Here is a 6,070-nt window from a genome sequence, read left to right as displayed (position 1 = left end):
CCGAGGGCGCCGATCCGGCGGCGGTCGCCTTCGATGCCGTCGACAAGGGCATCGAGGTCGGCGCCGACGTCGTGGTGATCGACACCGCGGGCCGGTTGCACACCAAGACCGGGTTGATGGACGAACTCGGCAAGGTCAAGCGGGTGGTGGCGCGCCGCGCCGCCGTCGACGAGGTGCTGTTGGTGCTCGACGCGACGATCGGGCAGAACGGATTGGCGCAGGCCCGGGTGTTTGCCGATGTGGTCGATATCACCGGTGCGGTGCTGACCAAGTTGGACGGCACGGCCAAGGGCGGCATCGTTTTTCGTGTTCAACAAGAGCTCGGCGTCCCAGTCAAGCTGGTCGGACTCGGCGAGGGCCCCGACGACTTGGCGCCGTTCGAGCCTGCGGCGTTCGTCGACGCGCTGCTGGGTTAGCGGGCGCAAGCCGGAAATCATGATGAGCAGATGTAACTCGGGCGAAACCTGTCAGCGCCGCATTTTGTAACAATCACTTTGCAAAGTTCTCGTGCGGGGCCGCAGTCATCTGTCTGGCGGCTGGTGTTGGCCGACCGGAGGTGGTAGCGAGTGAGTTTCCCGATATTGGGCCAGCCAGATACCGGTGATACCGCTTGGATGCTGGCAAGTTCGGCATTGGTTCTGTTGATGACCCCGGGGCTGGCATTCTTTTACGGCGGCATGGTGCGCGCCCGAAGTGTGCTCAATATGATCATGATGAGCGTCAGCGCCATGGGCGTGGTGACGGTGTTGTGGGTGCTTTACGGCTATTCGATGGCTTTCGGCAACGACACCGACGGCATTGTCGGCGACCCGATGGCTTACTTCGGCCTCAAGGGTCTGATCGGCGGCAACTCCGCCGCCGCGGCCGCGGGCAAGGCCGCCACGGACATCCCACTGGCCGGCACGCTGCCGATGACCGTGTTCGTGGCCTTCCAATTGATGTTCGCGATCATCACGGTCGCCCTGATCTCGGGTGCGGTCTCCGACCGGCTGAAGTTCAGTGCCTGGCTGGTCTTCGCCGGACTTTGGGCGACCATCGTCTACTTCCCGGTCGCGCACTGGGTCTTCGCGTTCGACGGTGTGACGGCGGAGCACGGCGGCTGGATCGCCAACAAGCTGAAAGCGATCGACTTCGCCGGTGGAACTGCGGTCCACATCAACTCCGGTACGGCCGGTTTGGTGCTGGCCATCGTCTTGGGCAAGCGCAAGGGCTGGCCGACGACGCTGTTTCGTCCCCACAATGTTCCGTTCGTGATGCTCGGGGCCGGCTTGCTGTGGTTCGGCTGGTACGGGTTCAACGCCGGCTCGGCCACCAGTTCCAACGGCGTGGCCGCGTCGACCTTCATCACCACCACCGTGGCCACCGCCGCGGCGATGCTGGCCTGGTTGGCCACTGAGCGCATCCGCGACGGCCACGCCACCACCCTCGGTGCGGCCTCCGGCATCGTGGCGGGGCTGGTCGCCATCACACCGTCGTGTTCGTCGGTGAACGTGCTGGGCGCCCTGGTGATCGGCGCGGTGGGCGGATCCCTGTGTTCCTTGGCGGTCGGGCTCAAGTACAAGCTCGGCTTTGATGACTCGCTCGACGTGGTCGGCGTGCACCTGGTCGGTGGTTTGGCCGGCACGTTGCTGATCGGTTTGCTTGCCGCACCCGAGGCTCCCGCCGCCGTCAAGGGGTTGTTCTACGGCGGTGGTTGGGACCAACTGTGGCGACAGGCGGTCGGTGCGTTCAGCGTGCTTGCCTACTCCGCTATCGTCACTGTCATCCTTGCCTTGATACTGAAATACACGATCGGCCTGCGCCTGAGTCCTGAGGGCGAAGCGGCTGGTATCGACGAGTCTCAGCACGCGGAGAGCGGATACGACTTCACCACGGCGGGTGGTTCGGGCTCGGTCCTCCCGCACGCGAGTTTGCCGGAGAGCGCATTCGGCCATAATCGGATGGGCGATAAAGTGGAGGCGGAATAGGAATGAAGCTGATCACCGCGATCGTGAAGCCCTTCACCCTCGAGGACATCAAAGCCAGTCTCGAGCAGGTCGGCATCCTGGGGATGACGGTCAGCGAAGTTCAGGGGTACGGGCGTCAGAAAGGGCACACCGAGGTCTACCGGGGTGCCGAGTACTCCGTTGACTTCGTGCCCAAGGTCCGAGTCGAGGTGCTGATCGAGGATTACGACGCCGATAAGGCCCTGGACAGCATCGTGCGGGCCGCCCGCACCGGCAAGATCGGCGACGGGAAGGTCTGGGTCAGCCCGGTGGAAACCGTGGTGCGGGTGCGCACCGGCGAGCGGGGAGCCGACGCGATCTGACAGCCACGTGAGGACGCCATCGGCATGGCCGCTCCGACCAGGATGGGAATGACGCAGCGCGAGCAGGAATCACCCGATCTGCCGGCACAGCACGTTGTGGTGGGCAAAATTTCCGGTGCGGCGACCGATCTTTCTGCCGCCCGGGAGAAGCTGCTCGCCCGCAGCCCGAATGAGCTCGACTCGGCCGCCCTGCGCGAAGCCTGGGGCGAGTTGCACGAGTTTTGGTTGACCAGAAAGGCTGCCGAACTCGGCATCACGGCGGGCAGCGGGTTCGCGATCGTCGCCACTGGCTCGCTGGGCCGCCGCGAACTGGTGCCCTACTCCGACCTGGACCTCCTGCTCCTGCACGACGGCATGAACACCGACGCCGTCCGAGAGGTCGCCGATTCGCTCTGGTATCCGTTGTGGGACGCCAACATTCGTCTCGACCACAGCGTCCGGACGGTCGCCCAGACCATGGCGGTCGCCAGCGCCGATGTCTCGGCCTGCCTGGCGATGATCGACGCCCGGCACATCGCCGGCGACGACGAGCTGTCCGGCCGCCTGACCGAAGGCATCCGCCGCCAATGGCGTAACAGAATCCAGTCCATCTTTGGTGAAGTCGTCGACGAGACCCACGCCCGATGGCGGCGCTTCGGTGAGATCGCCCACCGTGCCGAGCCCGATCTGAAGTCCGGCCGCGGCGGGCTGCGCGACATTCAACTACTCGACGCACTGGCTGTCGCGCACCTCACCGATCGGCTGGCCGCCGGGGAGGCCGACGACCCGCTGGGGTCGCTGACCGGCGCCCACCTGACGCTGCTCAACGTCCGCACCGAACTGCACCGGGTGTCGGGTCGCGGGCATGACCAGGTTTTGGCCCAATTCGCCGACGAGATCAGCGCCGCGCTACACGTCGGCGACCGGTTCGACCTGTCGCGGGTGCTGTCCGACGTGGGACGCACGATCAGCTATCGCGTCGACGCGGGGCTGCGGACCGCCTCCAATGCGCTGCCGCGCCGGGGAATGTCGGCGATCCGGCGGCGTCCGCGCCGACCGCTGGACGAGGGCGTGGTCGAGTACGCCGGCGAGATCGTGCTGGCCCGCGATGCCCGACCGCAGAGCGACCCCGCGTTGCTGCTGCGGGTGGCGGCGGCATCGGCCGCCACCGGGTTGCCGATCGCGGTCTCCACGCTGGCCCGGCTGGCCGATACCGCGCCGGAACTGCCGAACCCCTGGCCGCATGACGCGCTGGACAACCTGTTGGTGATGCTGACCGCGGGCCCGGACACCATCGCGGTGATCGAGACGCTGGACCGCACCGGGTTGTGGGGCCGACTCTTCCCGGAGTGGGGTGCGGTACGGGACCTCCCGCCGCGCGACGTGGTGCACATTTGGACCGTCGACCGTCACCTCGCCGAAACCGTCTCGCGGGCAAGGATTTTCACCACCCGGGTGGCCCGATCCGACTTGCTGATCCTGGCCGCGTTGTTGCACGACATCGGTAAGGGCCGCGATGCCGACCACTGTGTGCTCGGCGCGCAACTGGCCACCCAGATCGGCACCCGGCTGGGTATGTGGCCGTCGGACGTGGAAATGCTGTCCAAGCTGGTGTTGCATCACCTGTTGCTGGCCAAGGTTGCGATCCGACAGGACCTCAACGACCCGCAGACCATCACCACTGTCTGCGAAGCGCTCGGTGACGACCCGGTTTTGTTGGATGTACTGCACGCGCTGACCGAGGCCGATTCATTGGCCACCGGGCCGGGCGTATGGAGCGACTGGAAGGCCTCGCTGGTCGGTGATCTGGTGCGCCGCAGCCGGATGGCGATGAACGGCGAAGCGCTGCCGCACGCCGATCCGCTGGACCCCGAGTACCTGGCGCTGGCCGCGGACCGCAAGGTGCACGTCGAAGTGCGCCCCGGCGCCGATCGGCGCCTGCACCATGCGGTGGTGATCGCTCCGGACCGGCGTGGGTTGCTGTCCAAGGCGGCCGGGGTGCTGACGCTGAACTCGCTGCGGGTTCACTCGGCATCGATCAACGTCGTGGACGGTGTCGCGATCAGTGAATTCGTGGTGTCACCACATTTCGGCAGCCCGCCGGCCTCGGGCCTGTTGCGCCAGCAGCTGATTCGCGCCCTGGGCGGGCAATCCGACGTGTTGGGCACACTGGAGCAGCGTTCGCCCGACACCAAAGTCAAGCCGTTTGGCGACGCGCCGACCGCGGTCCCGGTTCACCAGTTGTCGGCGCCGCCCAGAATCCTGTGGTTTGACGGCCCGCCGGGCCGCCTGCTCATCGAGATCCGGGCCACCGACCGGCCGGGGATGCTCGCGCTGCTCACCGGCGCTCTGGAGCGCGCCGGAGTGGATATCGACTGGGCCAAGGTCACCACTCGCGGGTCGATGGTGGAGGACGTGTTCTGCATCGCGTTACCCGAGCGCAGCGCGGCGTCCAAAGCTACCGGCGAGCCGGGGTCGAGCACCCGATCGGCCATCGAGCGCCAGCTGCTCGCGGTGCTCGGTGGACCCGCACCATCGTGATTCCGGGTGCTACAGCTTGCCAGACTATTGCGCAGTCAGGGAATCGGCCGTTTGTAGCAACGAACGCCCGCTATCCCCATCGGCTTGCAAGAAACCCGAAAGCGGGGTCCAGGCGGCTGATCCGCGGTCGGCCGGTCGGCCGTCTCCGCGCATTGCTCCGATAAGTCATCGCCGCAATTCGGCTGGTCTGCGCGGGCTTCTCCGAGGAAACCGGCACCTCCAACGAGACTGATGATCGCGAGCAGCTCGGCGCACACGGTCATGGCCCGTCGAGGTAATTTCCCCATTGCTTGCCCCTGGTTGGTCGGCTGCGGTCGCTGGTGCCCGGTGAAGGCATCTTTGGGGTGGCTGGTTGCGGCCCCAGCTGCCAACCCTAGTCCACAAAAGTAGACATTTGTAGCCAAAGTTCGAAGTTGGTTCCGCTTTGTTGCTGTACGTCTACGTCGGCGGGATACTGTCTACCCATGGATGACAGCGACAAGGATCCGGCGGTGGTGCTTCCGTACCTCGTGGGCAGACCTCTTGCCGCTACCGAGGTGTACGAGGCATTCGGCTACCGCAAATCGACCTACTACAAGGCGGTTCGCGAGGGCCGGCTGGTCACGGCCGACAACCTGATCAGGGCTGCCAAGTATTTGAAGTTGAACCCGATCGATTTACTCGTCCGGTTCGGGCTGATCCAGATCGATTCGGTCACCGAGTACTTGGCGTCGACCCGAGCCCGGGCCAGACTCCGCGACCTTCACCCCGACCCCAACAAACCGCCGGTCTGACATTTCGGCAGAGGAATTCGGTTGCAAGGATGATGTCCGCCCTCATTACCGTCACACTGGCTGCTGTCTTCTGCAGTTTGTGGATCCGGCGGCACACCTGGCGCTCCCGCTGGGAAGCTGACGCGAGCCTCAACATCGCCCTGCAAGGCTGTGCGTTGCTGCTCATGTCACCATGGGCATCGGCAACGCTGGGACCGCCCTTGCACTACATCTTCCGGCGGTGGAATGTCGAAGATCTTCTCGGCCACATCTGCCTGATCGTCGCTGCGACGGCGATAATCGACCATGGGCTGGCCCGGCTCGGCGACGCCACCCAGTCGCGCAGACTTTTCCGCCGCCACGTCGCGCTCCCACTCTGGCTGGGTGTTCCGATATTGGTGGTGGTGTTCATTCGCGCCGACGAGGGCTACCACAGTGACCTGTTCCCGGCCCACGTGAGCACTGTCTGGTTCGGTGCTTATTGGATCGT

At 65.5% G+C, this 6,070-nt stretch carries 5 protein-coding genes and 1 pseudogene; all 6 read left to right on the top strand.

Annotated features, from left to right (window positions below; genetic code table 11):
* A partial coding sequence (locus tag AC2VOG_RS16305; RefSeq protein ID WP_486940905.1) for a P-loop NTPase family protein occupies positions 1 to 416 on the top strand: 416 nt, incomplete at its 5' end.
* 198 nt (positions 417 to 614) lie between these two features.
* Positions 615 to 1,967 (top strand): ammonium transporter, encoded by a 1,353-nt coding sequence (locus AC2VOG_RS16300; protein WP_486940907.1) that lies wholly within the window; start codon positions 615 to 617, stop codon positions 1,965 to 1,967.
* Positions 1,968 to 1,969: 2 nt separating this feature from the next.
* Complete coding sequence (locus AC2VOG_RS16295) at positions 1,970 to 2,308, top strand: P-II family nitrogen regulator (protein WP_067334246.1); 339 nt, start codon at positions 1,970 to 1,972, stop codon at positions 2,306 to 2,308.
* A gap of 48 nt (positions 2,309 to 2,356) precedes the next feature.
* Entirely contained in the window at positions 2,357 to 4,828 is a 2,472-nt protein-coding gene (locus AC2VOG_RS16290) for a [protein-PII] uridylyltransferase (protein WP_486940906.1), read from the top strand.
* A gap of 464 nt (positions 4,829 to 5,292) precedes the next feature.
* Positions 5,293 to 5,601, top strand: a complete 309-nt coding sequence (locus tag AC2VOG_RS16285) for a hypothetical protein (protein WP_486940904.1) — start codon at positions 5,293 to 5,295, stop codon at positions 5,599 to 5,601.
* A gap of 29 nt (positions 5,602 to 5,630) precedes the next feature.
* Positions 5,631 to 6,070 (top strand): annotated as a pseudogene (locus tag AC2VOG_RS16280) (hypothetical protein); the annotation flags it as partial.

The organism is Mycobacterium sp. TH-M11 (assembly GCF_057473725.1).
Note: the sequence above shows the minus strand (reverse complement) of the source record. Positions and strands in the feature narration are given on the sequence as shown.